A 22,758-nucleotide genomic window follows, 5' to 3' on the forward strand; every position below is an offset into this window, starting at 1 on the left:
CCCTGTCACGACCGACGAGACCCACTGGACTGACGAGCCTGACGCGCCCGGGCTCCTCGGTGAGCACGACCCGCCGCCGTGCCCTGGGGGCGCTCGGCCTGTCCGCCTGCGGGTTGGCCCTGACTGCCTGCAGCTCGCGCGACCCCTTCGCCCAGGACGGCCAGGAGACCTCGGGGGCCCTCGTGGTGGGCAGCCAGCAGTACTACTCCAACGAGATCATCGCCGAGCTCTACGCCCAGGTCCTCGAGGAGGCGGGCTTCGAGGTCGAGCGCCAGTTCCGCATCGGGCAGCGCGAGGTCTACCTGCCCGAGCTCGTCTCGGGCGCGATCGACGTCATCCCCGAGTACGAGGGGAACCTTCTCCAGTTCTACGACGCCGACTCCGGGGCACGTGACGCGGCATCGGTCCAGGCGGCCCTCCTCACGGTCCTGCCCGAGGGGCTGACGGTCCTGGACCCGGCCCAGGCCACCGACCAGGACTCCTACACCGTCACCCGTGCCCTGGCCCAGGAGCACTCCTTGAGCTCCATCGCCGACCTGACCGCCCTGGGACGCACCGTCGTCGTGGCCGCGAACTCGGAGTTCGCCACCCGCCCCTACGGCCCCGAGGGCCTCAAGAGCGTCTACGGGGTGGACGCCCGTGTCGAGCCCGTCGAGGACTCCGGGGGCCCGCTGACCCTCAAGGCGCTCCTGGACGGGCAGGCCGACGCGGCCGACATCTACACGGCCGACCCCGCCATCGAGGACAACGACCTCGTCGTCCTCGAGGACCCCGAGGGCCTCATCCTGCCCCAGCGGGTCACGCCCCTGGTCGTCTCCTCCCTGGCCACAGGGGCCGCCCGGGCCATCGACTCGGTGAGCGCGGTGCTCACCACCGACGAGCTGCGCGCCCTGGGCGCCCGGTCGACCGGCGAGCAGCTCGACGCCGCCACGATCGCCACCGACTGGCTGCGGGCTCAGGGCCTGGTCGCCTGACCGGAGCCGTCGGGAGCCTCCCGGCGCACCCAGTGGTCGACGCGCCAGGCGGCGTCGCCCGACACCGGCCTCCAGGCCTCGGGGGCGTCAGAGCGCCGCGGGTCGATCCTCCAGGTCCTCGGGTCGATCGGCGGGGCCAGGACGAGCTCCTCGGGCTCCACGCCGCGCCGCAGGGCGGGGCCGGCGGCGTCGAGGTCCAGCGTGCTGACGACCAGCAGGTCGACGATGCCGGCCTTCAGGGCCTCGTGGTAGACGCTCCCGCCGCCGATCACCCACAGCCGGGGCAGGTCCCGGTAGCCCTCCGTGCGGGGGTCGGGGCCCAGGGCGGCCAGCTCGGTGCGAGCCCGCGCCACCGCCTCCTCCAGGCTGCGGGCCACGACGGCGCCCGGCGCACACCACCTGGGCCTCGTGGTGAGCACCACCGAGGCCCGGCCCGGCAGCGCCCCGCCCAGGGACTCCCACGTCGTGCGCCCCATGACGAGCCCGCAGCCCGTCGTGGAGTCCTTGAAGTGGCGGAAGTCCGCGGGCACCCGCCACAGCATCTCGCCCTGGGCGCCCAGGACCCGGTCGTGGTCCTGGGCCCAGATCATGCCCAGGCGCTCGGGCCGGGAGGGGGACGTGCCCGCGCCCTCGACCGCTCGCACCGAGCTCATACCGCCACCGGCGCCTTGATCGCGGGGTGGTGGTCGTATCCGGTCGAGGCGTCGATGTCCTCCATCGTGTAGGCGTCGAGGAACTCGGCCCGCCGAAGCCTCAGGGTCGGGAAGGGACGGGCCTGCGGGACCCGCGCGAGCTGGAGGCGCACCTGGTCGACGTGGTTGTCGTAGACGTGGCAGTCGCCCCCGGTCCACACGAGCTCGCCCGGCTCGAGCCCGGTCTGCTGGGCCAGCATGTGGGTGAGCAGGGCGTAGGAGGCGATGTTGAAGGGCACCCCGAGGAACAGGTCGGCGCTGCGCTGGTAGACCTGGAGCGACAGGCGTCCCTGAACGACGTAGCACTGGAAGAAGGCGTGGCAGGGAGCCAGGGCCATCCGGTCGAGGTCGGCGACGTTCCAGGCCGACACGACCATGCGCCGGGAGTCGGGGTCGGTGCGCAAGGTGGTGACCAGCTCACGGATCTGGTCGATGGTGCCTCCCTCGCGGGTCGGCCACGAGCGCCACTGGGCGCCGTAGACCGGGCCGAGCTCGCCGTCGGGCTGGGCCCACTCGTCCCAGATGGTGATGCCCCGCTCCTGGAGCCAGCGCACGTTGGTCCCCCCCTGGAGGAACCACAGCAGCTCACCCTTGACCGCCTTCATGGCCACGAACTTGGTCGTGACACGGGGGAAGCCCGCTGACAGGTCGTAGCGCAGCTGGCGGGCGAACAGGGACCTCGTGCCGGTGCCGGTGCGGTCTCCCTTGTGCAGGCCGTGCTCGAGGACCTCGGCGAGGAGCTCCTCGTAGGAGACGTCGACCCCGGCCGGGGGCTCCAGCCCGAGGGCGGTCAGAACGGGGTAGCGGCTCACGCCTCGATCACCTCGACCGCACCGGAGTCGTGCTCGAGAGCCGGACCGAGGGCGGCCTGAGTCCCCTCGATGACCTGGTTGGCCAGCGCGCGGCCTCCGGACCAGCCGATGGCGGCGCCGATCCCGAAGGGGATGAGGCGACCCAGCGCCAGGGCCCCGCCCCTGACGGATGCCTTCTTGGCCAGGCGCCTGGCGAGCTGGGCGTTGATCGACTTGACCGTGGGCAGCGGCATCTTGGCCAGGGACTGCGCGGCCCAGAACAGGGTGGTCAGCCCCAGCGACCCCTGGATCGCCTCCGAGCCCTCCTTGCCCAGGAGCGCCGAGAGCACCAGCGCCCGGCGGCGCTCGGTGTCGACGACGCGCAGGCCCTGGAGCTCGGCGACGGTGAGGACGTAGGTGACCGCCGAGGCCATGAAGACGGCGCTCTGCCCGACGGTGAGGGCCGCGGCCGTCCCGGTGCCCACCGCCGGCAGCGCCGCCGACGCGCCGACCGCGCCCGAGGTCACCCCGGCCTCCGCGCGGAACCGTGACGCCGCGAGCTCGACGAGCTCGGCCGTGTCGGCGCCCGGTCGTTCACGACGCATCCGCGCCACGCGCTCCTCGATGCGGCCGGCCGGTACGGCGATGGCCTTGTCGAGGGCGCGCTCGAGGGCGCTCGTGCGATGCTGTGGCATGGTTCCTCCGAACTGGTGGGTGCGTGCGCCGCGGTGGCGCGGGTGGGATGCGGACGCGGCGGGACCGGTCAGTCGTCCCCCTCGAGCAGGTGCAGGCGTGTGGCCGCACCGCTGTGGAGGGTGTGGCCCACCGTGCACCCGCGGTCGATGGCACCCTCGACCCGCAGGCGAAGGGTCTCGAGCTGCTCGGGGCTCAGCGCGGAGAAGCCCGCCAGGACCTGGACGTCGAAGTCGGTGTAGCGGTCCTCGGTGGCGTGCTTGTCCGTCGCGCACACGACGACGACCCTGGCGTCCTCGCCCAGGGCCCTGGCCAGCCGGTGGTCGGCCGACAGTGTCGAGCAGGTCGCCAGGGCCACCTTGAGCAGCTCACCGGGGGAGAACTCGCCCGGCCCCATGCCCACCCGGACCTCGGCGCCCCGGGCGTTGTGGGCCAGGTACTGGCGCGTGCCCGTGCGCTCGGCCCACACCGAGTTCGAGTCGGTGGGGACGATGAGGTCCTCCGGCGCGTCGACGGTTGCGTCCATGTGCTCGCTCATGGGTCGATCGTGTCATGGCAACGGCGTCCGGGACCACATCCCACGCACTCGATCGAGCACGACGGGCACGTGTGATCTCGGACGCCGTGGACGACCGGCCCCGCCGGCGCCCCTGGACCCTCAGTGGGTGGACAGCCACTGGGCCGCGCGGGCCTCCTCGTCGGCGACCGCCCGGTCGGTCAGGCCCATCGCACGCTCCTCGATGCTGCGGCCCACCAGCGGGACCGAGACCGACAGGTCGACGTCGAGGTCGACGGTCGTCGAGGCGCCGTCTGCCGTGGGGCGCATCGCGCTCGTGACCCCGACGCGCACCGGGGCGCCCTTGACCGAGACCTCGACCCCGCCGGTGCGCGAGCCGTCCTCGGCCGGCTCGCCCCAGGACTCGGCCAGGGAGAAGGACACCGCCGAGCGGATGAACTTCTGGGCGGCCTGAGGCAGGGCCGAGGCGGGCACCGATCCGGCGACCGTCGCGACGAAGCCGCGCCCGCGCGCGGCCACGTCGACCTGCGCGTCGGACAGGTGCAGGCGCTCGGCGCGCAGGCGCTGGTAGGCGGGGTCCGACAGCATCTCGCTCACGCGTGAGGGGGTGGCCGGGTAGGTCAGTGTCATGTTCTTCCTCATGCGGCCGATCCTGCCACGACTCGCCGGTAGCATCTGCACGTGCGCAACCTCCTGGCCTCCTCCGAGCGCGGACTGGTCGACCTCCAGCCCGCAGACGTCGACTGGCTCCACCAGCTCGTGGCTGACTGGCAGGTCGTCGCCGACCTGTCGGTCTCCGACCTCGTGCTGTGGGCGCGCACCGACACCAACCGCTTCGTGGCCACCGCGCACTGCCGGCCCGCGACGGGGGCGACCGTCCACCCCGAGGACGTCATCGGGCGGCGCATGCCCGCCGCGCGCGAGGCGATGGCCCTCGAGGCCCTCGTCAACAAGCAGGTCGTCGTGGCCTCCGACCCCGAGTGGACGGGGACGACAGCCGTGCGCGAGGAGTACGTCCCGGTCATGCGTGAGGGGCGGGTCATCGCCGTCATGACGAGGGAGACCGCCGTCGGGGTCATGCGCGGAGGCAGGCTCGTGGACCGTCCCCAGGAGGATCTCGCCGACGCCATCTGCCACATGGTCGCCCAGGGGGCGTTCCCGATCCGGGGCGCCGCGACGGGCCTGCGGCACGGCACTCCCCGCGTGGCGGACGGCGTCCTGCGTCTCGACACCGAGGGGGTCGTCACCTACGCCTCGCCCAACGCCAGCTCCTGCTTCCACCGGCTGGGCCTGCCGGGCAGCATCGAGGGCGGCCACCTCGCCGAGGCGGTCACGCGGATCATCCCCGAGCGGACCCCGGTCGACGAGACCATGGCGGTCGTGCTCATGGGCCGCCAGGCGTGGCTCACCGAGGTCGAGATCCGCGGGGTGTACCTGTCGGTGCGGTGCATCCCGCTGTCCGACAACGGCGAGCGCGCCGGAGCCCTGCTCATGGTCCGCGACATCTCCGAGCTGCGCCGCCGGGAGCTGATCCTGCTCAACAAGGACGCCACGATCCGCGAGATCCACCACCGGGTCAAGAACAACCTCCAGACCGTCTCAGCGCTGCTGCGCATGCAGGCGCGCCGGGCCACCAACGACGAGACCCGCGAGGCCCTGGCCGAGGCCGAGCGCAGGGTCGCGACCATCGCCACCGTCCACGCCGCCCTGAGCCAGAACGTCGACGAGACCGTCGACTTCGACGAGGTCTTCGCCTCGGTCCTGCGCGGCGCCGCAGCCGTGGCCACCGCGGGTGGCTCGGTGAGCACGAGGATCGAGGGGCGCTTCGGGGTCGTGGACGCCGACGCCGCCCAGGCGCTGGCCACCGTCCTGGCCGAGCTGGTCACCAACGCCGTCGAGCACGGGATCGAGGGGCAGGACGGCACCGTGACGGTCACCGCCCGCCGCGACGGGGAGGACCTGACGGTGCACGTCGTCGACGACGGGGTCGGTCTGGCACCCGGGACGGTCCTGAGCGGGCTGGGGACGCGGATCGTGAGCACGCTCGTCCAGGGCGAGCTGCGCGGCTCGATCGACTGGCAGCCGGTGCGCGACCCTCAGGGTCGCCCGGGTCGGGGCACGGACGTCGTCCTGCACGCCACCCTCAAGCCGGTCGGACCGCGCTGAGGCACTGCCGGGCCCCGCACCGACCGGCCACCGACCGCCTGCCGACCTCCTGCCCTCGCCGGGTCCGCGCCGGTGAGGGCCGGGCACGACGACGCCCGCCGGGCACTGGGCTCCGGCGGGCGTCGTCGTATCTGCTGGGTCGATCGACACGACGGTCAGGACGATCGGCGCGCCCGGGCGGCACGGCGCTTGAGCGAACGACGCTCGTCCTCACTCATGCCTCCCCACACGCCCGCGTCCTGGCCGTTCTCCAGGGCCCACTTCAGGCAGGTGTCGACGACGTCGCAGCGCGCGCAGACCTCCTTGGCCTCGGCGATCTGCGCGATGGCGGGGCCGGTGTTGCCGACGGGGAAGAAGAGCTCCGGGTCGACGGTGAGACATGCAGCCTGGCTGCGCCAGTCCATGACGGCTCCCTTCGGTTCGACGTGTCCTGTGGGCGCACGCCCCCACCTCCCCGGCAGCGGGACGAGGCAGCAGCGTGGGACCACTTCCGGGCCCAACCTTCACACGCCCCCGTGGGCGGGGCAAGACCCCGAGGATGAGACCTGCGCCGGCCGGCGTGTCGTAATACTCACAACGTGCTTTCCCGGTTCTCGCGCCCGCGGGGCCGCGCGGCTCACGGCCGGTCACCGGTGGCATCCTGCGCCTCCTGGCAGGCTGGGTCGTGGGCGACCTGGACGACGACGGTACGACCGCGCTCGATGAGCACGCCGTGCCCGGGTCGGGTCGGTGCCCGAGGGTCGACGGCGGCACGGACCGGGAACCCGGCGACCTGGGCGGCGGGACCCAGTCCCGGCCACAGCAGGAGGACCGAGCCGCGCTCGCGCATGCTCGCCAGCGCCCCGCGGAAGGTACCCGCCACCCGGTCGGTCGTGGCCGCGGCCAGCACGAGGCGATCCTGCGCGAGCTCGCCCTCCACCCGGGCCTGCTCCTGGGGCCCCGCCCGGTCCAGGTCATCGACGACGAGCGGGTCGGCACCCGCCTCGGACAGGACCCGGCGCAGCGCGCGCAGCGCGGTGGTCCTGCCCGATCCCGCAGGACCCACGACGAGCACCGGGGCGGCGGGGGGATCCAGGGGAAGCGCCGCGTCACCACCGACCGCCCAGACGCCCGGGAGAGGGGCGACCACCGGGGGAAGGGGCTCGAGCCGCAGCGGGCTCGGGCCGGGCGCCCCCCGCTCATCGGGATCGGGCAGGAGGACCTGGCAGCCGGTGGCCTGCGCCCCGTCGAGCAGGACCGCGCGTCCCGGGAGCCGGCCGGTCACCACGGAGCGCGGCAGTCCCGCCACGGAGGCCTGGGCCGGCTGGCAGGCGCCCTGGACGAGCCGCAGGCGGACCGGGGCGCTCCACCTGGCGCTCGCGGCCGCCAGGGGAGCGGTGAGGAGCAGGCCCGTCCCGGTCGACCGGGCTGTGCGGGTCAGCGCGTCGAGCAGCGCGGTGCCCTCTCCGGGGCCGAGAGCCTCGTCCACCGCGGCCGTCATCGCCTCGACGTCGTCGACGACGACCAGCGACCCCGCCAGCGCCCCCGAGGCGGCCAGCGACCACAGCCGGGCCAGGCGCCGCGGGTCCTCGGGCCCGACGACGGTCCCCACACCCCTGGCTCCGGACGCCAGGGCCCCCTCAGGCCGTCGTGCCAGGCACAGGTGGACACCCGTGCCGGAGTGCAGCGCGCCGAGCGCCGCGCTCCGGGCGGTCGTCGTGCGCCCCGAGGCCGGAGCGCCCAGGACGAGCAGGGGCTCTCGGGGGTCCCATGACCAGGTCCCTAGGCGCTGGTGCTCAGGAAGGTCGGTGAGTGCCAGCACGATCCCTGTGGCGGGCCGGTCGGGGCCCGTGCCCACGAGGGCACGGGCCTGGGAGCGAGTAGCACTGGACGGAAGCTCCGGCGCCCAGGGACGCCACGGGGCGCGACCGCCCCGGGCGGCGTGGGTGATCTCCGAGACGATCCCCTCGAGCTGCGCGCTCGTGCCGCACCACGGCGCCTGGAGCGCGCCGCCGGAACCGGGGTGCGCCGCCCCCTCGATAAGCACGCGGCCGGGAGCCTTGTCCAGGTGCGCCGCCCCGTCGTGCCCCAGCACGTCGCGGGAGTCCGCCGGGTCGAGCACCCGCAGGCACACCCGCACCGTCGTGTTCGCCCTGATCGCGGGCGAGACCGCGCCGCTGGGGCGCTGGGTGGCCAGGACGAGGTGGATCCCCAGGCTCCTTCCCTGGGCGGCCACGCGCACGAGGGCGTCGAGGACATCAGGGTGCTCGGAGGCGAGGGTGGCGAACTCGTCGACCGCCACGACGAGCCGGGCCGGGGCGTGGTGCGGCGGGAGCTCGCCGACGTCCTTGGCGCCGTGCTCGGCCAGGAGGCGCTCGCGGCGCCGGGTCTCCGCGGTCAAGGACGACAGGGCCCGGTGGGTGGCGGCCGGGTCGAGGTCCGTGAGCACCCCGGCCGTGTGGGGCAGGTCCGCCAGGGGGCCGAAGGTCGCACCGCCCTTGTAGTCGACGAGCACGAGGCTCAGTCGCCACGGAGGCACGGATGCCGCCAGCTGGATGAGCCAGGAGGTGAGCAGCTCGGACTTGCCCGAGCCGGTCGTGCCGGCCATGAGGGCGTGAGGACCGTCGGAGACGAGGTCGACCGTGCACTGCCCGAGCGTCCCCACGCCGAGCACCGCAGGCAGCCCGCGGCTCCCGCCGTCCCCGCCGTCGGCTGAGTCCCCCGACCTCCACCGACGGCGCACCGCGTCGCGGTCGAGCTCTCCGGTCACCTCCTCAAGGACGACCCTCCCGGGAGGGCCGGTGGCAGCGGGGTCACCCTCCCCCGAAGGACCCGTCAGGCCGGCGCAGGCCACCAGGGCGGGCCACCAGCGTCCGCTCGTGCGCGGGGCACCCGGACCCGCGGTCATGACCGTGCGGGCGCGCGCCGGTGCGAGACCCTGCGGCGTGGCGATGATCTCCGCCCTGCCGCCATGCGCCTCATCGCCCCACTCCAGTCCCGTGCGCGCCCCCGAGACCGTGACCCGCGCGGCACCCCGCGCGATCACCTGGGCGGTCCACCAGCGCAGCGCCTCGCGGGCACCCGGCCCGGTCAGCGCCACCCGGTCACCCGCGTTCAGAGGCAGGACCCGACGTCGGCTCCTGCGGCCCGTCCAGGCGCGCAGGGCCTCGTCACGGCGGGCCGACATCGCTGGGTCGGCCCCCACGGCCACGGCCATGAGCATGGTGGCCGGGTCGGGGGAGCGCCTGAGCCAGCCGACCCATCCGGCACAGCGCCGCCGACGCCGTCTGCCGCGACCCGACAGGGCGGGAGCCGCCCGACTGAGAGCCATGAGGAGCATGGGCGCGATGAGAAGCGTCCCGGCGGCACCGCGGCTGCGGGTGAGGACCGTGACGGCGGCCAGCACGCAGATGACGACCACCATGAGGACCGGCAGGACAAGGGCCCGCCGCCCCTGGGCGGGGGAGGGCGGTTCCGGGACCGCCAGGCAGGAGGGCCGTCGCCGCAGCTCGACCACGGTCGAGCCGATCCGCAGCCTCGACCCCGCGGGAAGCTCCCTCATGCGACGCATGCGCAGCCACAGGCCGTGCGAGCGCACCCAGGTGCCGTTGGCGGACCCGGGATCGCGCACGCGCACGACGTCGTCGAGGCAGTCCACCTCGAGGTGCAGGCGGGAGGCGTAGGGGTCGGTGAGCACCTCGTCGCGCCCGACGGTGCCGTGGACGGGCAGAGGGACGACGAGTCCGGCGCCGGGACCGTCCAGGATCGCCAGGTGCCAGGGCAGGGACAGGGCGCCCCTGGCCGCCACGGCCGCCGGCGGCAGCGTCATGAGGCTCGGGGCGGGGGGCGAGGGCAGCACGGGTGCGCAGGTCATGGACCCAGGCTCGCCCCCTGCGCCAGCCGCGCGCCTCAGGCCTGTGGACGGACGGTGCGCACCCCTGCACGAACCGCTCCTGTGGAGCACCTGCCCCTGCCTCGAGGCCCCCGGCGCCGTCAGAGGGAGAGAGGGAGGACGAGGAGCAGGGAAGGAACAGGGAAGGAATAGGGGAGGATGTGCGCATGACCCACACCCCGACGGCGGAGACACCCGCCGAGCCGAGCGCCCTGCCCGCCCCGGCCGGTCTGAGCGCCGTGCCCGCCCCGGCCCGTGCCCGCTGGGCCGAGCTCGTCCGCCTCATCGAGCGCGCCCGGGACGCCTACTACGACGCCCTGGAGGCCCAGAGCCCCTACTCCGACGCCGAGTACGACGCCCTGTTCCGCGAGCTCGAGGACCTCGAGGCCTCCCACCCCGCGCTGGCCCTCGACACCTCGCCCACCCGCAGCGTCGGCGGCAGGGCCACCACCGACTTCGCCCCGGCCGCCCACCACGAGCGCATGTACTCCCTCCAGGACGTCTTCAGCCTCGAGGAGGTCGAGGACTGGGCCCGGCGCATGGTCGCCCGCACCTCGACCGCCGACGAGGAGCTGGCGATGACCGCCGAGGTCAAGGTCGACGGCCTGGCGGTCGCCCTCACCTACACCGACGGGGTGCTCACCCGCGCCGCCACCCGGGGCGACGGCACCGTCGGGGAGGACGTGACCGGCAACGTCCGCACCATCGCCAACGTCCCGCTGGTCCTGGCAGGGTCCAGCCACCCCGCCCTGCTCGAGGTGCGCGGCGAGGTCTACTTCCCCGTGGCCGAGTTCACCGCCTTCAACGAGGCCAGGCGCACCGCCAACCTCGAGAGGGAGCGCGACGGGCTCGCGCCCCTCCAGGTCTTCGCCAACCCGCGCAACGCCGCGGCAGGGTCCTTGCGGCAGAAGAACCCCGCCGTCACCGCGGCCCGCCCCCTGGCGCTCGTCGCCCACGGGATCGGGGCCTTCACCCCGGCGCCGGGGGAGGGGCTGCCCGACGCCCAGCACGAGTGGTACGAGCTGCTCCGGGGATGGGGGCTGCCGGTGTCCCCCTACACCGAGGTCGTGCGGGGCCGAGCCCAGCGCGAGGCCTACATCGCCCGCTACGCCGAGCACCGTCACGACCTCCTCCACGAGATCGACGGGATCGTCTTCAAGATCGACTCCCGCGCCCTCCAGGCCGAGATGGGCCACACCTCCCGGGTGCCCCGGTGGGCGGCGGCCTACAAGTACCCGCCCGAGGAGGTCCGCACCCGACTGCTCGACATCGACGTCCAGGTGGGGCGCACAGGCCGGGTCACCCCCTTCGGCATCATGGAACCGGTCCTCGTGGCCGGCTCGCGGGTCTCCCGCGCCACGCTGCACAACGCCACCGAGGTGGCCCGCAAGGGCGTGCGCGTCGGGGACCTCGTCGTCCTGCGCAAGGCAGGAGACGTCATCCCCGAGATCGTCGGGCCGGTGCTCGAGGTCCGCGACGGCACCGAGAAGGGCTTCGTCATGCCCAGCCGCTGCCCCTCCTGCGGCCACGACCTCGCCCCCGCCAAGGAGGGCGACGTCGACCTGCGCTGCCCCAACACGCGCTCCTGCCCCGCGCAGGTCACCGAGAGGATCGCCCACATCGGCTCGCGCGGAGCCCTCGACGTCGAGGGACTGGGCGACGAGGCGGCGGCGGCCCTCACCCAGCCCGACGCAGGCCGCGAGGAGGCGCTCGCGGCCCTGGCGGCCGGGCGGAGCCTGGAGACCGAGCGCAGCCGCCTGCGGATCCCCGCCGCCGAGCTGGCCGAGCTGGCTCCCGCCGACCGACTCGACGCCGCCCGGCGCCTGGTCGCCGACAACGGCGTCAAGGTCCAGGCCCCGGTGCTCACCGGTGAGGCCGCGCTCTTCGACCTCACCGTGGAGGACCTGCGCGACGTCTGCGTCTACCAGCCGGTCAGGCGCAGAGGCGAGCCGACCGGCGACTGGCGACTCGTCCGCTTCTTCTGGTCCAAGCAGACCTACGACGCCGAAGGCGCGGTCAGGAAGGCGACCGCTCCGGGCAAGAGCGCCACCGGCGTGCTCGCCCACCTCGAGGAGGCCAAGGACCGGCCGCTGTGGCGGGTGCTCGTGGCCCTGTCGGTGCGTCACGTCGGTCCGACCGCCGCCCGGGCCCTGGCCGCGCGCTTCGGCTCCCTCGAGGCGCTGCGCGCCGCCGGGCTCGACGAGCTGAGCGAGGTCGAGGGCGTCGGCCCGACGATCGCCGCGGCGTGGAGGCAGTGGCTCGACGAGGACTGGCACGTCGAGATCCTCGATCGCTGGGCGGCGGCCGGGGTGCGCACCGCCGACGAGCTGACCGGGCCGGCCCGTCCCGCCCGGACCCTCGAGGGGCTGACCGTCGTCGTGACGGGATCGCTCGAGGGCTTCACCCGTGACGGCGCCAAGGAGGCGATCGTCGCACGCGGCGGGCGGGCGGCCGGGTCGGTGTCCGCCCGCACGAGCTACGTCGTCGTGGGAGCCAACGCCGGGTCCAAGGAGACCAAGGCCCGCGACCTCGGCCTGACGATCCTCGACGAGGAGGGCTTCGAACGGCTCCTGGCCGCCGGGCCCCAGGGCCTGACCGAGCAGTGAGCGACGCGCGGGCGCCGACAGGCGGCTATCCGCCCCGGCGCCCGCGCGAGCTGGTCGCGAGTCGGTCGCGACTCAGTAGTGGCTCACCACGGTCGTGCCGATCTGGGCCCAGGTGTAGAACCAGTGGGCCTCCTCGACAGGCATGTTGATGCAGCCGTGCGACCCCGAGTACCCGAAGCTCGAGCGCCACGGGGCCCCGTGCAGGGCGTAGCCCTCGTGGAAGTAGGAGATCCACGGGACGTTCTCCGTGCGGTAGCGCGTCCCGTCGGCGTTGTCGCCCTCCATCGTCTGGGTCTCGCGCTGGAGGTAGACCTTGTAGGTCCCGGTCACCGTCGGGGTCAGCGCGTCGCCGTCCACCATGGAGACCGGGCCGCGCACGACCGTGGCGCCCTCGTAGGCGGTGACCGTCTTGTTCGCCAGGTTGATGTCGATCCACTTCTCACCGGGAGCGGCCTGGTAGACGAGGTTCTCCGCTCCGTCGGCGATGACCTTGTCCTCCCACGTCTCCTCGGCGGTGGTCATCTCGAAGGCGCCGGTGTAGGAGGTCCCCGTCGAGACGGCCTCGGTGATCGCCTGCACGATGGCGTCGGCGTTCGTCACCGACTCCCCAGCCACCGCCTCGACGCTCGTCTCGACGACGGCGCCCTGGGAGTTGACGTTGCGCACCCCGGTGACGGGCTCGACGGTCACCTCCTCGACCTGGGCCGAGACCCACTGGGAGACCTTCTCGGGGTCGAGCGAGACGCTCGGCACGGTGTCGCCCTCGGTGCTCACCGTCACCCAGCTCGCCTTCGTGGCGGCGTCGGCCGTGTAGCTGCCCGAGGAGTCCGCCGCCGTGATCGTCACGTCCTGGGAGACCCAGGAGTTGGCGGTGTCGGCCACCGCCTGCGCCTCCTCGTCGGAGACCGCCGGCGGGCTGGACTCGAAGGTGACCTCGACGCTCGAGTCGGACAGCGAGGAGGCGGCCTGGTCAGCGGCGTCCTCGAGCACCGAGGAGTCCAGGGAGGTCCCGGAGGACGCCGGGGTGATCTCGAAGCCCGTGCCCTCGGCGTTGAGCACGACGGTGGCGTTGACCGCCTTGACGACGTCCTCGGGCACGAGCGAGGTGGCGTAGGCCTGGGCCACCTCGGGGTCGGAGCTGACCACCACCGGTGTGTCGCTCGACCCCAGGAGCGCCCTGAAGCGGTCGACGACGCCCTCGCCCCGGGCGAGGACGGCGTCCGCGGTCGCCCCGGCGTCGACGGTGACCCCCAGGTCGGCGAGCGAGGCTGAGGCGCTCGCGTCCCCGGAGACGGTCACCGTGGCGCCGTCGGCACGGTCCTGCACGACCGAGACGATCTCCTGGCGGCTCATCCCCGACACGTCCACTCCCGCGACAAGCGACCCGGGGACGGCCACGTCGGCGTAGTGGTCGGCGTAGGCGTAGCCACCCGCGCCGACGGCGCCCAGCAGCAGGAGCGCCGCGGCCGACAGGAACAGGGGCCAGAGCCTCCTGCGGCGCCGCGACCCGGCGTCGGGCCCACCCGCCCCGGAGGCATCGGCGGCAGCAGGGGCCAGGCTCGTCGTCGCACCGGCCGGCACAGGCGCCGGCTCCGCAGCCGCCTGCGGGGTGGGCGCCGAGACCGTCGCGCGCTCAGGCGGCGCCACCGCGATCTGCTCAGGCGGCTCGGGCTGCTCAGGCTGCTCCGACAGCTCAGTCTCAGGGGCGGACCTGCCCTCCTCGGCCGTGCCTGCCGCGGGCGCCGCGACAGGAGCCGCGATCTCGGTGTCGGGGCCGGTCGCCTCGTGCGTCTCGGGCCGGTCCGGTGTCGCCGCCGCGGGGGAGGCCCCAGCCCCGGGGGCGGTGGTCGAGATCGTCTGTGTCGTCTGTGTCGTCTGCCCGCGGCGCCGCTCCTCCAGGAGGGTGGCCGCGCTCCGGGCAGCCGTGGAGGGCGCGGGCCCGGCCGGCCGCGAGGAGGGTCGTACCGTTCCGGTCACCTGTCCGTAGGGGCTGCTCACGGTGGCCGGCTCAGAGGCGGGGGAGCCGGTTGACGGCGTTGCGCACGCCGTGTCGTCGACACCCGTCCGTCCCGGTCCGGAGGGAAGGTCTTCGATACGCATGGGGCCCTTGTCCCGGGAGGACCTCGTGCGGGCCTCCCTGTTCGAGGAATCCACTCCATCCGTGGATTTCGCTGGTCACCATGACATCCTTCGCGGTGGTCAATGTCAACGGTGCGCGCTTCGGCGTGCCTGTGAGGTCGGGCATGGGCCTTGGAATGGCGCCGTTGTCCCGGGGTGCCGACGCCGACTGAGACCAGTTTGTGATGACAGCGGCGCGCTGCCGTCGTGCCCGCGGCCCGGCGATCGGCGTCGGCGGGGCAGCGGGCCCGCCGCGGCCGCACCTGACCGCATGCGACCGCACGTGACTGCCGGTGGCCGTAGGCGCTCGCCACGGACCGGGAGCCGGGCACCGTGGATCGGTGAGGGGGTCGGGGACGGGACCGGGCAGGGCTCCGGGTCATCTAGACTCCCTCCCATGTCTGCCATCTCCACCGACGAGGTCGCCCGGGTCGCCGCCCTGGCGCGTGTGGCGCTCAGCCCGCAGGAGGTGACGCGCCTGGCCGGGGAGCTGGACGCGGTCGCATCCGCCTTCGCCCGCGTCACGAGCGTCGTCACCCCCGACCTTCCGGCCACCTCCCACCCGGTGCCCCTGACCAACGTCCTGCGCTCGGACGAGCCGGCCCCGACCCTCGACGTCGACGAGCTGCTCGCCGGTGCGCCGGCCGCCCAGGACTCGATGTTCCTCGTCCCCCAGATCCTCGGGGAGGACGCGGCCTCATGAGCGCTTACGCCCTTCTCAGGAGCACCGCGGCGGAGCAGGCCGCCGCCCTGGCCGCGGGGGACGTGTCCTCCCGTGAGCTGACCTCCGCCCACCTCGAGCGCATCAGCGCCGTGGACGGGGCGGTGGGGGCCTTCCTCGACGTCGACGCGGACAAGGCCCTCGCCGCGGCGGATGCCGCCGACGCCGCGCGCGCCGAGGGCGCCGTCCCTCACGAGCTGGCCGGGGTGCCGGTGGCGGTCAAGGACATCGTCGTCACGCGCGGACAGGTGACCACGGCCGCCTCCAGGATCCTCGAGGGCTGGGTGCCGCCCTACGACGCGACCCTCGTGACGAACCTCCGGCGGGCCCACATGCCGATCCTGGGCAAGACGAACCTCGATGAGTTCGCCATGGGCGGCTCGACCGAGCACTCGGCCTTCGGCCTGACCCGCAACCCGTGGGACCTCGAGCGCATCCCCGGAGGCTCCTCCGGCGGGTCGGCCGCCGCCGTCGGCGCCTTCGAGGCCCCGCTGGCGGTGGGGACCGACACCGGCGGATCGATCCGGCAGCCTGCCGCTGTGACAGGCACCGTGGGAGTCAAGCCCACCTACGGCACCGTCTCCCGCTTCGGGGTCATCGCCATGGCCTCCTCGCTCGACACCCCCGGGCCGATGGCCCGCACCGTGCTGGACACCGCCCTGCTCCACGACGTCATCGCCTCCCACGACCCCCGGGACTCCACCTCCCTGGCTGACGCGCCGCGTGGCATGGCCGAGGTGGTCCGGGCCGCCAGGTCGGGGAGGGACCTGACGGGGCTGAGGGTGGGCGTCATCGCCGAGCTCGACGGTGGCGAGGGGTACCAGCCCGATGTCGTGCGGTCCTTCCACGAGGCCCTGTCCCTGCTCGAGGCGGCCGGAGCGAGCGTCGAGACGGTCTCCCTGCCGCACCTGGAGTACGCGCTCGACGCCTACTACCTCATCATGCCCGCCGAGGCCTCCTCGAACCTCGCGCGCTACGACGGCATGCGCTACGGCCTGCGCGTCGAGCCGGCCACCGGCCCTGTCACGGCCGAGACCGTCATGGCCGCGACCCGTGGCGCAGGCTTCGGGGACGAGGTCAAGCGCCGGATCATCCTGGGCACCCACGTGCTGAGCGCTGGGTACTACGACGCCTACTACGGCTCGGCGCAGAAGGTGCGCACACTCGTCCAGCGTGACTTCGCCGCTGCCTGGCAGCGGGCCGACGTGCTCGTGTCTCCCACCGCGCCGGTGACCGCCTACCGCTTCGGGGAGAAGGACGACCCGCTGGCGATGTACGCCCTGGACGTGACGACCATCCCGGCCAACCTGGCGGGGGTCCCCGGGATGAGCCTGCCCTCGGGCCTGAGCGAGGACGGCCTGCCCGTCGGGTTCCAGGTGCTGGCGCCGCAGCGCGCCGATGACCGCCTCTACCGCGTCGGCGCGGTCCTCGAGGCGCAACTGGAGGAGAGCTGGGGCGGGCACCTGCTCGCGCGGGCTCCTGAGCTGGAGGTGAACTGAGATGACCGGTTCCGCGACGTCCGCGACGAAGTCAGCCACCGGCGGGGTGGAGCTCATGGACTACGAGGAGGCGGTGCGCCGCTTCGACCCGGTCCTGGGCCTGGAGGTGCACGTCGAGCTCGGCACGGCCACGAAGATGTTCGACGCCGCGCCCAACACCTTCGGTGCCGGCCCCAACGAGATGGTCACCCCCACGAGCGTCGGCCTGCCCGGGGCGCTGCCGGTGGTCAACGCCACCGGCGTGGAGTACGCCGTGCGGATCGGGCTGGCCCTGGGATGCAGCATCGCCGAGTCCTGCCGCTTCGCCCGCAAGAACTACTTCTACCCCGACCTGTCCAAGAACTTCCAGACCTCCCAGTCCGACGAGCCGATCGCCTTCGACGGGGCCCTGGAGGTCGAGCTCGAGGACGGCACCGTCGTCACGGTGCCCATCGAGCGCGCCCACATGGAGGAGGACGCGGGCAAGAACACCCACGTCGGCGGGGCCGACGGCCGGATCGAGGGGGCTCGGTACTCCCTCGTGGACTACAACCGCGCTGGCGTCCCCCTGGTCGAGATCGTCACCCGTCCCATCGAGGGCACGGGCGCTCGGGCGCCCGACGTGGCGGCCGCCTACGTGCGGGCGCTGCGCGACATCTTCCGGGCCCTGGGGGTCTCCGAGGCCCGGATGGAGCGCGGACACGTGCGTGCCGACGTCAACGTCTCCCTGAGGACTGGACCCGATGCGCCGCTGGGCACCCGCACGGAGACCAAGAACGTCAACACCTTCCGGGGCATCGAGCAGGCCGTGCGCTACGAGATCCAGCGCCAGGCCGCCGTCCTGGCCTCCGGGGGAAGCGTCCTCCAGGAGACCCGCCACGGGCAGGCCGACGGCACGACGAGGCCGGGACGGGTCAAGTCCGACGCGGACGACTACCGCTACTTCCCCGAGCCCGACCTCGTCCCCCTCGCGCCGAGCCGGGAGTGGGTCGAGCAGATCCGCGCGTCCCTGCCGGAGATGCCGGTGGCCAAGCGCCGTCGGCTCAAGGCCGAGTGGGGCCTGGCCGATGACGAGATGCGTGACGTGGTCAACGCCGGGGCGCTCGACCTCATCGAGGCCACGGCATCGGCCGGCACAAGCGGTCAGGCCGCCCGCAAGTGGTGGATGGGCGAGCTGGCCCGCACCGCCAAGGAGCGGGAGACCTCCCTTGAGGAGCTCCCGGTCACGCCCGCGCAGGTCGCCGAGCTCCAGGGGCTGGTCGACGCCGGCACCCTGACCGACAAGCTGGCCCGGCAGGTGCTTGAGGGCGTGCTGGCCGGCGAGGGCGACCCCGCCGAGGTCGTGCGTGCCCGGGGCCTTGAGGTCGTCTCCGACGACTCGGCCCTGCTCGCCGCCGTCGACGAGGCGCTGGCGGCCAACCCGGACGTCGCGGACAAGATCCGCGGGGGCAAGGTCCAGGCCGCGGGGGCGATCGTCGGGGCGGTCATGAAGGCGACCAAGGGGCAGGCCGACGCCAGGCGTGTGCGCGAGCTCGTCATGGAGCGCGTCGGCTCCTGAGGGGCTGAGGGCGTCCTCCTGAGGGGCTGACGGCGTCTCAGTGGGCGGGCGCCAGGTGGCCGCTGAGCGGGTGGGGATAGGCTCGGACCACCACCGAATCCCTGGGTCGGCGCGAGCCGGCCCGCCCACTCACGGAGGAACGCGCCCATGGTCCAGCCCAGTCCCAGCTACACCGTCGCCCTGCGCCTGGAGGTCCCTGCCTCCCAGAAGTCCGTGGCACGCCTGGTCGACACGGCGACCGTCACAGGGGCGATCGTCAACGGTGTGGACGTGGCCGACGCCGACGGCGACCGCCTCATCGTGGACCTGACCGCCGACACCCGCGACTCCGCCCACCGCGCCGCGCTCGTCACGGCCCTGGAGGAGATCGACGGGGTCAAGGTGCGTCACGTCGGGGACTCGACCTTCCTGGCTCACGTCGGCGGGAAGCTGGAGATCGCCCCGCGCACGCCGATCCACAACCGACGGGACCTGGCCCGGGTCTACACCCCGGGAGTGGCCCGGGTCTGCAAGGCCATCCACGACCACCCCGAGCGTGCGCGTCAGCTGACCATCAAGAAGAACACCGTCGCGGTGGTCACCGACGGCACGGCCGTGCTCGGGCTGGGCGACATCGGCCCCGCCGCGGCCATGCCGGTCATGGAGGGCAAGGCCGTGCTGTTCAAGCAGTTCGGAGGGGTGGACGCCTGGCCCGTCGCCCTCGACACCACCGACCCCGAGGAGATCATCGCGATCGTCAAGGCCATCGCCCCGGCCTACGGCGGGATCAACCTCGAGGACATCGCGGCACCCAAGTGCTTCGACATCGAGGCCCGGCTGCGCGAGGAGCTCGACATCCCGGTGTTCCACGACGACCAGCACGGGACCGCGATCGTCACCCTCGCTGCCCTCATCAACGCTCTCAAGGTCGTGGGCAAGAGCATCGAGGAGGTGCGCATCGTCCTGTCCGGGGTCGGGGCCGCGGGGAACGCGATCGCCAAGCTCCTCATGGCCCACGGCGCCACGGACATCGTCGGTTACGGCCGCGACGGGGCCCTCAGCGCGGAGCACACCGACGGCATGAACTCCCACCGCAAGTGGCTCGCCGAGAACACGAACCCGCGCCGTGTCACCGGCTCCCTCAAGGAGGGCCTCGTGGGCGCCGACGTGTTCATCGGCGTGTCCAGCGGCAACCTCCTCGAGCCCGCGGACCTGTCGGTCATGGCACCTGACGCGATCGTCTTCGCGATGGCGAACCCGACGCCGGAGGTCGACCCCATCGGCGCGGCCGACTACGCCGCGGTCGTGGCCACCGGACGCAGCGACTTCCCCAACCAGATCAACAACGTCCTGGCCTTCCCCGGCCTGTTCCGCGGTCTGCTCGACACCGGGATCACCGACATCTCCGTCGAGCTCCTCCGCGCCGCAGCCACCGGCATCGCCGGTGTCATCGACGCCGGCGAGCTGAGCCCCGTCCACATCATCCCCAACGCCTTCGACACGAGGGTGGCTGACGCGGTGGCCTCCGCGGTGCGCCGCCTGGCCGAGGCGGTCTGAGCCACCATCGGACGACACGCAGCGGCGCCCCCGCACGGCGATGCGCGGCCCGGCCCGGGATCTCCCGGGCCGGGCCGCGCATCGCCGAGTCCTCAACGGGCCTCGGCCGGTCCTCGCGTGGGCGGCGCGCCGGTCAGCGGAGCCAGGAGTCGCCGACCTTGGTGGACCACCAGCGGCCCAGGCCCCAGGTGTCGCCACCGTGAGACAGAGCGATGAGGATCATGACCAGCGCCATGATCCAGTGGTCGTCGATGAGCGGGTTCGTCGCCTCCCCGGCACCGGCCGGCGGGAAGGAGGCGAGCCACATCATCGCCATGAGGACCGTGCCGCTCAGCGCAGCGACCTTGACCCCGATGCCCAGGACGAGGGCGGTGCCGATACCCAGCAGGGCGGCCATGAACAGCGCGTCACCCAGGGGGTTGGCGAAGAGCTCGAAAAGCCCGGCCGCAGGGCTGCTCGAGGCGACGTACTCGATGAAGCCCTGCGCCGGGGTCCCTCCCCGGAGCCACGCAGCGTCGGGCGCCGTCGTGAAGCGCAGCCCGAAGGTCTTGTCGACGAAGGCCCACAGGAAGTAGAGGCCGAGCACGATGCGCAGGACGGCGAGGACCCTTCGCGCACCAGGACTGGTGATGATGTGGTCGCCGCTGGCGACACGGCTGGAGCTGGACATGCTTCCTCCTACAGGGACAGGCGCCTCGCAACCGAGACGCGAGTAATTGACGATTGAATCAACCTGGCGAGCCCGACCGTAGCGCATCGACGTGACGGCGTCGAACCCTGTGCCCCCGCTGAGGAGATGCTCGGCGCGCGGGTCGGACACCCCCGCCCGCCCGTGGGCCCAGAAGGGTGGCCCGGTCCGGCGGTGACAACGGCTGCCCGGCGGTGTGACTCAGGCCATCGCCGCGACCCTTGACCGGCGGTGCAGCATCGCCTACTCTCTTCCTTGCTGCTCGCGAGAGGGCGCCCACCCGACAGAGGTGGGTCGGTCGCTCGCTGGGTGTGTTGTTTGAGAACTCGATAGTGTGTCATGTTTTTTATGTCATGTTTTGTTCTTCTGGGGTCTGGTTCCTGCGCGGTTGTGTGGGGGTTGGGTTCTGGGGGGATGTTTTTGTTTGGGTTCAGGTTTTTGTTCTCTGGACTGTTTTGTTTTGTTTGGAGAGTTTGATCCTGGCTCAGGACGAACGCTGGCGGCGTGCTTAACACATGCAAGTCGAACGGGCTGCGCCTGCCCTTGTGGTGGGTGTGGTTAGTGGCGAACGGGTGAGTAACACGTGAGTAACCTGCCCCTCACTCCTGGATAACCGCTTGAAAGGGTGGCTAATACGGGGTGTTCTGGTCCTGCTGCATGGTGGGGTTGGGAAAGATGCACTGTTAGGGTGTTTTTGGTGGGGGATGGGCTCGCGGCCTATCAGCTTGTTGGTGGGGTGATGGCCTACCAAGGCGGTGACGGGTAGCCGGCCTGAGAGGGTGGACGGCCACACTGGGACTGAGACACGGCCCAGACTCCTACGGGAGGCAGCAGTGGGGAATATTGCACAATGGGCGGAAGCCTGATGCAGCGACGCCGCGTGAGGGATGGAGGCCTTCGGGTTGTGAACCTCTTTCGCCAGTGAAGAAGGCGCTCCTCGTTGTGGGGGTGTTGACGGTAGCTGGATAAGAAGCGCCGGCTAACTACGTGCCAGCAGCCGCGGTAATACGTAGGGCGCGAGCGTTGTCCGGAATTATTGGGCGTAAAGAGCTCGTAGGCGGCTGGTCGCGTCTGCCGTGAAATCCTCTGGCTTAACTGGGGGCGTGCGGTGGGTACGGGCCGGCTTGAGTGCGGTAGGGGAGACTGGAACTCCTGGTGTAGCGGTGGAATGCGCAGATATCAGGAAGAACACCGGTGGCGAAGGCGGGTCTCTGGGCCGTTACTGACGCTGAGGAGCGAAAGCGTGGGGAGCGAACAGGATTAGATACCCTGGTAGTCCACGCCGTAAACGTTGGGCACTAGGTGTGGGGGCTCTTTCCGGGGTCTCCGCGCCGTAGCTAACGCATTAAGTGCCCCGCCTGGGGAGTACGGCCGCAAGGCTAAAACTCAAAGGAATTGACGGGGGCCCGCACAAGCGGCGGAGCATGCGGATTAATTCGATGCAACGCGAAGAACCTTACCAAGGCTTGACATGTTCCGGTCGCCCGCGGAGACGTGGGTTCCTCCTTGTGGGGCCGGTTCACAGGTGGTGCATGGTTGTCGTCAGCTCGTGTCGTGAGATGTTGGGTTAAGTCCCGCAACGAGCGCAACCCTTGTCCCGTGTTGCCAGCACGTCGTGGTGGGGACTCGCGGGAGACTGCCGGGGTCAACTCGGAGGAAGGTGGGGATGACGTCAAATCATCATGCCCCTTATGTCTTGGGCTTCACGCATGCTACAATGGCCGGTACAGAGGGTTGCGATGTCGTGAGGCGGAGCGAATCCCTTAAAGCCGGTCTCAGTTCGGATCGGTGTCTGCAACTCGACACCGTGAAGTCGGAGTCGCTAGTAATCGCAGATCAGCAACGCTGCGGTGAATACGTTCTCGGGCCTTGTACACACCGCCCGTCACGTCATGAAAGTCGGCAACACCCGAAGCCCGTGGCCCTACGGGGAGCGGTCGAAGGTGGGGCTGGTGATTGGGACGAAGTCGTAACAAGGTAGCCGTACCGGAAGGTGCGGCTGGATCACCTCCTTTCTAAGGAGCTGTGGCTGGTGGCCTGCTGGGTGTGTGGCCTGCGCGTGGTGCGTGGGCGCCTGGTGGGCTGGTGGCCCGGATATCGTGGCATGAGGAACCGCTGACCCTCCTGCTGCCCCCGCCTGGTGTGTGGGGGTGTGGGGGGTTGGTGCCTGACTGGTTCGTGTGTCTGCTTGTCCTGCCTGTGTGGTGGGGTGGTGGGTGCGTGGGCTGGTCGGGGTGGCACGCTGTCGGGGTTCTGGGGCGGTGCGCCCTGGTGCCTGGCTGCTGGCCCTGTCCCTGTGGGGGGTGGGTGCTGGTGGTGTGGGTGGGTTGGTTGTGAACTGTATAGTGG

The 22,758-nt window shown here is 72.3% G+C and carries 16 protein-coding genes and 1 rRNA gene; 8 read left to right on the forward strand and 9 right to left on the reverse strand.

From position 1 onward, the window contains the following. Positions 1-29 precede the first annotated feature (29 nt). Positions 30-974 (forward strand): ABC transporter substrate-binding protein, encoded by a 945-nt coding sequence (locus EL245_RS12810; RefSeq protein WP_408608407.1) that lies wholly within the window; start codon positions 30-32, stop codon positions 972-974. On the opposite strand, the gene EL245_RS12815 is transcribed toward EL245_RS12810, so the two are convergent. The 5 genes from EL245_RS12815 to EL245_RS12835 all read right to left on the reverse strand — a co-directional run bounded on the left by EL245_RS12815 (position 956) and on the right by EL245_RS12835 (position 4,309). Then, positions 956-1,627 (reverse strand): dihydrofolate reductase, encoded by a 672-nt coding sequence (locus tag EL245_RS12815; protein WP_232009786.1) that lies wholly within the window; start codon positions 1,625-1,627, stop codon positions 956-958. The genes EL245_RS12810 and EL245_RS12815 overlap by 19 nt on opposite strands. Continuing rightward, complete coding sequence (locus EL245_RS12820; protein ID WP_126383706.1) at positions 1,624-2,478, reverse strand: thymidylate synthase; 855 nt, start codon at positions 2,476-2,478, stop codon at positions 1,624-1,626. Before EL245_RS12820 ends, EL245_RS12815 begins: the two co-directional genes overlap by 4 nt. Continuing rightward, the gene (locus EL245_RS12825; RefSeq protein ID WP_126383708.1) at positions 2,475-3,152 is read right to left on the reverse strand and encodes a hypothetical protein; all 678 of its coding nucleotides are present in this window, start codon (positions 3,150-3,152) and stop codon (positions 2,475-2,477) included. The genes EL245_RS12820 and EL245_RS12825 overlap by 4 nt, the downstream gene beginning before the upstream one ends. A 68-nt stretch (positions 3,153-3,220) precedes the next feature. Beyond that, a complete protein-coding gene (locus EL245_RS12830; protein WP_408608375.1) occupies positions 3,221-3,688 on the reverse strand; it encodes an OsmC family protein in 468 nt (155 codons plus the stop codon). 120 nt (positions 3,689-3,808) lie between these two features. Then, positions 3,809-4,309, reverse strand: coding sequence for a DUF2505 domain-containing protein (locus EL245_RS12835; protein WP_126383710.1), 501 nt, complete (start codon positions 4,307-4,309; stop codon positions 3,809-3,811). Positions 4,310-4,348: 39 nt separating this feature from the next. Between EL245_RS12835 and EL245_RS12840 the strand changes: the two genes are divergently transcribed. Further along, a complete protein-coding gene (locus EL245_RS12840) occupies positions 4,349-5,833 on the forward strand; it encodes a sensor histidine kinase (protein ID WP_126383712.1) in 1,485 nt (494 codons plus the stop codon). Positions 5,834-5,988: 155 nt separating this feature from the next. Here the strand turns inward: EL245_RS12840 and EL245_RS12845 are convergent, their stop codons facing one another. Next, a complete protein-coding gene (locus EL245_RS12845) occupies positions 5,989-6,237 on the reverse strand; it encodes a WhiB family transcriptional regulator (RefSeq protein WP_067939003.1) in 249 nt (82 codons plus the stop codon). Between the two features lie 212 nt (positions 6,238-6,449). Then, the gene (locus tag EL245_RS12850; RefSeq protein WP_126383714.1) at positions 6,450-9,686 is read right to left on the reverse strand and encodes an FHA domain-containing protein; all 3,237 of its coding nucleotides are present in this window, start codon (positions 9,684-9,686) and stop codon (positions 6,450-6,452) included. Positions 9,687-9,871: 185 nt separating this feature from the next. On the opposite strand from EL245_RS12850, the gene ligA reads away from it, so the two are divergent. Continuing rightward, positions 9,872-12,310: an NAD-dependent DNA ligase LigA gene (gene ligA / locus EL245_RS12855; RefSeq protein ID WP_126383716.1), complete on the forward strand. Its 2,439-nt coding sequence runs from the start codon at positions 9,872-9,874 to the stop codon at positions 12,308-12,310. 72 nt (positions 12,311-12,382) lie between these two features. Here ligA and EL245_RS12860 read toward each other — a convergent pair whose 3' ends face one another. Beyond that, positions 12,383-14,308 (reverse strand): L,D-transpeptidase family protein, encoded by a 1,926-nt coding sequence (locus tag EL245_RS12860; RefSeq protein ID WP_232009787.1) that lies wholly within the window; start codon positions 14,306-14,308, stop codon positions 12,383-12,385. 517 nt (positions 14,309-14,825) lie between these two features. Between EL245_RS12860 and gatC the strand changes: the two genes are divergently transcribed. The 4 genes from gatC (at position 14,826) to EL245_RS12880 (ending at position 19,721) form a co-directional block, all read left to right on the forward strand. Then, positions 14,826-15,131, forward strand: coding sequence for an Asp-tRNA(Asn)/Glu-tRNA(Gln) amidotransferase subunit GatC (gene gatC / locus EL245_RS12865; protein WP_126383720.1), 306 nt, complete (start codon positions 14,826-14,828; stop codon positions 15,129-15,131). Then, a complete protein-coding gene (gatA, locus tag EL245_RS12870; RefSeq protein WP_126383722.1) occupies positions 15,128-16,648 on the forward strand; it encodes an Asp-tRNA(Asn)/Glu-tRNA(Gln) amidotransferase subunit GatA in 1,521 nt (506 codons plus the stop codon). Before gatC ends, gatA begins: the two co-directional genes overlap by 4 nt. 1 nt (position 16,649) lies before the next feature. Next, positions 16,650-18,185, forward strand: a complete 1,536-nt coding sequence (gene gatB / locus EL245_RS12875) for an Asp-tRNA(Asn)/Glu-tRNA(Gln) amidotransferase subunit GatB (RefSeq protein WP_126383724.1) — start codon at positions 16,650-16,652, stop codon at positions 18,183-18,185. Between the two features lie 147 nt (positions 18,186-18,332). Beyond that, on the forward strand, positions 18,333-19,721 hold the full coding sequence (locus tag EL245_RS12880) for an NAD-dependent malic enzyme (RefSeq protein WP_126383726.1): 1,389 nt from the start codon (positions 18,333-18,335) through the stop codon (positions 19,719-19,721). Between the two features lie 133 nt (positions 19,722-19,854). Here the strand turns inward: EL245_RS12880 and EL245_RS12885 are convergent, their stop codons facing one another. Further along, on the reverse strand, positions 19,855-20,391 hold the full coding sequence (locus EL245_RS12885; RefSeq protein WP_126383728.1) for a DoxX family protein: 537 nt from the start codon (positions 20,389-20,391) through the stop codon (positions 19,855-19,857). Between the two features lie 479 nt (positions 20,392-20,870). Here EL245_RS12885 and EL245_RS12890 point away from each other — a divergent pair. Then, positions 20,871-22,424: ribosomal RNA gene (locus EL245_RS12890) — 16S ribosomal RNA — on the forward strand. Positions 22,425-22,758 lie beyond the last annotated feature (334 nt).

Source organism: Actinomyces howellii (assembly GCF_900637165.1).
GTDB lineage: Bacteria > Actinomycetota > Actinomycetes > Actinomycetales > Actinomycetaceae > Actinomyces > Actinomyces howellii.

Coding starts and splice junctions, on each gene's coding strand:
- EL245_RS12845 (WP_067939003.1), bottom strand. CDS start 6,237: ATGGACTGGCGCAGCCAGGCTGCATGTCTCACCGTCGACCCGGAGCTC.
- EL245_RS12835 (WP_126383710.1), bottom strand. CDS start 4,309: ATGAGGAAGAACATGACACTGACCTACCCGGCCACCCCCTCACGCGTG.
- gatB (WP_126383724.1), top strand. CDS start 16,650: ATGACCGGTTCCGCGACGTCCGCGACGAAGTCAGCCACCGGCGGGGTG.
- EL245_RS12815 (WP_232009786.1), bottom strand. CDS start 1,627: ATGAGCTCGGTGCGAGCGGTCGAGGGCGCGGGCACGTCCCCCTCCCGG.
- EL245_RS12885 (WP_126383728.1), bottom strand. CDS start 20,391: ATGTCCAGCTCCAGCCGTGTCGCCAGCGGCGACCACATCATCACCAGT.
- gatA (WP_126383722.1), top strand. CDS start 15,128: ATGAGCGCTTACGCCCTTCTCAGGAGCACCGCGGCGGAGCAGGCCGCC.
- EL245_RS12850 (WP_126383714.1), bottom strand. CDS start 9,686: ATGACCTGCGCACCCGTGCTGCCCTCGCCCCCCGCCCCGAGCCTCATG.
- ligA (WP_126383716.1), top strand. CDS start 9,872: ATGACCCACACCCCGACGGCGGAGACACCCGCCGAGCCGAGCGCCCTG.
- EL245_RS12825 (WP_126383708.1), bottom strand. CDS start 3,152: ATGCCACAGCATCGCACGAGCGCCCTCGAGCGCGCCCTCGACAAGGCC.
- EL245_RS12880 (WP_126383726.1), top strand. CDS start 18,333: ATGGTCCAGCCCAGTCCCAGCTACACCGTCGCCCTGCGCCTGGAGGTC.
- EL245_RS12830 (WP_408608375.1), bottom strand. CDS start 3,688: ATGAGCGAGCACATGGACGCAACCGTCGACGCGCCGGAGGACCTCATC.
- gatC (WP_126383720.1), top strand. CDS start 14,826: ATGTCTGCCATCTCCACCGACGAGGTCGCCCGGGTCGCCGCCCTGGCG.